Source organism: Mycobacterium simiae, assembly GCF_008370645.1.
GTDB classification, from domain to species: Bacteria; Actinomycetota; Actinomycetes; order Mycobacteriales; family Mycobacteriaceae; genus Mycobacterium; species Mycobacterium simiae_A.
This window is the reverse complement of record NZ_VTZN01000314.1, coordinates 1-2,865: the sequence shown is the minus strand read 5'-3', so window position 1 is coordinate 2,865 and position 2,865 is coordinate 1. Positions and strand designations below refer to the sequence as shown.

Genomic DNA, 2,865 nt, shown 5'->3' with positions numbered 1-2,865 from the left:
CCTCGTTGCGTCGGTTCACCGGGTCGGGTCCCGAGAGGGCACCTTCTCCCCCCGCAGCCACAGCTCAATAGTTTCGGGGCGGCGGCGATCAGATCCGCCACGCCACCTCACTCAGCCCTTGCGCTCCGTGCAAGCGCGCAAGCGGTGATCTAGCGGCACCTCGGGTGGAGAGTGCAGCACCGACCCCTTCAGATCGACATACGGATCCACTGTGGGCGCCGGGCCACGCCCGCTGACAAGAGGGACTGGCTAAGCCGCGGGTTAGAGCCCGGGGCTTGTGCCCAAGAAGTTCCGGTCAGTCCGATTGCCGGCGATAGGCGACGATGAACAGGGTCATCGCCACGATCAAGGCAATCAACACCCATAGCGTGATGGCTTGGTCAATCAAGGCACCCGGCGGTGGGTTACCGGGAAGGATGTTTCGCAACGGGACCACGGCGAAGAGCATCGCAGCGAACCACGACACAAACGGTGGCAGGAACTTCTTCCTGCCCAGCACCATCGGAATAGACACCCACAGCGCCAAGGTGGGCAAGCTGACCAGGACCAGAATGATTCCCAGGTCGAAGATCAGCGTGCCCCTAGCCCGGTGCAGGGTGATGATCACGTTGTCTGGGCGGTTTGTGGACTGGCTAGACTCGCCTACGCGCTGCAGGCTGACGTCCCAGCCGTCCACCGAGCCGATCACCTCGATGCGGGCGGGTTCCTTATATCGGCTATCGCCCATTCCGACGATCACGTCAGCAGAAATCACGCCCGTGGTGTAGGAGTCGAACGGCCAGTTGGCCGGATCACCCTCCGCCTCGATCTGAGTGCTGACTTGCGCCAGCGATTTGCCCACCGGGTACTGCAGGTCGCCGAGGTCGTTCTCTGGATACAGCCGCACCGCAAGGTCTTGGGTCAGCACGTCGAGGCGTTTGTCAAACTTCGAATCCTCGGGAATCACAAGCACATTCACCGTAAGGCGGTTTGCGACCGGCTCCAGCTTCTCGACCCGGACCTGCACTACGGTGTCCTCTGTGGTGCCCAGGTCCGGTTCCGGCAACGGGGGGACTGAGGTGGCCAGCCAGTTCACGCCGAACAGTGACAGCGCGTAAACGACGATGACGCCGAGGACCACAAGCACACCGATGGTGAGGCGCGCTCCGCGCGACTTGGCCGGCGTCGGCACCGCCGGCTCCGCAGCCTGATGTGTCACAACGAGCGGCTGTTCATGCGCAACACGAGGCAGATGCTAATGAGCCGGCCCGGCAATCAGGGGGCAACGCGCCGAGCCAGAGACCAGCGATTTCCTTAGCGTGAAGGCAATTCTGTCACGCAGCGAAACCCGATGTGGGTGGTCGCCGTGTCCTGCGATTGCGGCGAGCGTGCGGCCGGTCGGTGGCGGTGGCAATACTCGGGCGCGCACAGATGCGAGCCGCCCTTGAGGGTCTGGCTGATGGTGGGGTCAGCGGGTCCGACCGGTGCGCAGCACGCCGTGGGGGGCTCAGCCGTGCGGTGGTGTGCGGAGTATTTGGTGGTGGTCCATTCCCAGACATTTCCGATCATGTCGAGGAGCCCGAAGTTGTTGGGCGGGAACGCGCCAACGGGCGAGGTGCCGACCCAGCCCAGCGCGCCGTCGTTCCGGTAGGGGAATTTGCCTTGCCAGGTATTGGCCATCAGCTGTCCCCCGGGATTGGCCTCCTCACCCCAGGCATACCTCGTGGTGCTGCCGGCTCGGGCCGCGTACTCCCATTGGGCCTCGGTGGGCAGGCGCCGCCCAGCCCAGCGTGCGTAGGCCGCGGCGTCGGGATAGGCCACCTGCACCACGGGATGATCGGCTTTGCCGGCAACGTCGCTGTCCGGGCCGAACGGATGGTGCCAGCTCGCACCAGGAGCCCAATGCCACCACTGCCGCCAGTCGCGGAGGTCGACCGGGCCCGTGGTGGGACGAAACACCATCGCACCCGGGCAGAGGTCCTGCGGGTTGGCGTCGGGATAGAGTGCGGGGTCAAGCGGTTGCTCTGCGACCGTCACATAGCCGGTGGCAGCGACGAATTCGGCGAACTGCGCATTGGTCACCGGGTGGCGCTCCAGCGCGAAGGCGCGCACGGTCACCGTATGAATCGGCGCTTCTTCGGGGTAGAAGCTCGTCGACCCCATGCGAAACGATCCGCCCGGCAGCTCAACCAGCTCTGTTAGCACGGCTTCAGGGTATGACTCAGGGTATGAGAATGGCGAAGTTTTGCATCAATGCGGCTTTGGCGGCGCGGAATCCGGATACCGCCGCCGGGCCTTCCAGATGGATGGCCACCAGGTAGTTCTTGGTGTTCGTCCAGATGTGAGTGATGCGGTCAGCGAATTCGATCGCGCCGGAGGTGCCCTGCAGGGTGCCGGTCAGCAGCTGGCTGCTGTAGCCGCAGAAGGGCACACCGGTAACGGAGAAATTGAGGCGCCGCATCGAACCGCCCAGATTGGCGGTATAGGTCAGGAAAGCGCTGTCGGGCCGCAGGTTTGTTGCGACGATGCTTACCTTCGCCGACATGCCTTTGGGTCCATTCAAAGTCAGCGCGGTATCACCGCTACCGAGGGCCGAACTCCAGCCCTCCGGCACGCTCATGGTGATCCTCGGTGCGGCCGGGTCGGAAACGCTGGCTAAGGTCGCTTGGCCTTCGCCCGTGAGCGACGGGGTACAGGCGACCGTGTCAGGTGGAATGCTTTCCGGCTGGGTTGCCACGATACCGGGCACCGGCGTCGCTGGATCGGGACCGGAACGGGGTGTCCCCGACCCTCCGCCGCGCTCCCCGCACCCCCCCACCCACCCCCCCCGGCCGCCGCGGCCCGCGGCGCCGCGGGCCGCGGCCAGCCGGGGCGCGGGGCGGCGTG

At 65.4% G+C, this 2,865-nt stretch carries 3 protein-coding genes; all 3 read right to left on the bottom strand.

The genetic code is table 11. The features are described 5' to 3' along the window. Positions 1-295: 295 nt before the first annotated feature. Entirely contained in the window at positions 296-1,198 is a 903-nt protein-coding gene (locus F0Q45_RS25215; RefSeq protein WP_149656477.1) for a DUF4436 domain-containing protein, read from the bottom strand. Between the two features lie 95 nt (positions 1,199-1,293). After that, positions 1,294-2,184 carry a formylglycine-generating enzyme family protein gene (locus F0Q45_RS25210; RefSeq protein ID WP_149656476.1) on the bottom strand — a complete coding sequence of 297 codons (891 nt, stop codon included), beginning with the start codon at positions 2,182-2,184 and terminating at the stop codon, positions 1,294-1,296. Between the two features lie 16 nt (positions 2,185-2,200). Continuing rightward, a partial coding sequence (locus F0Q45_RS25205) for a hypothetical protein (RefSeq protein WP_373425090.1) occupies positions 2,201-2,865 on the bottom strand: 665 nt, incomplete at its 5' end.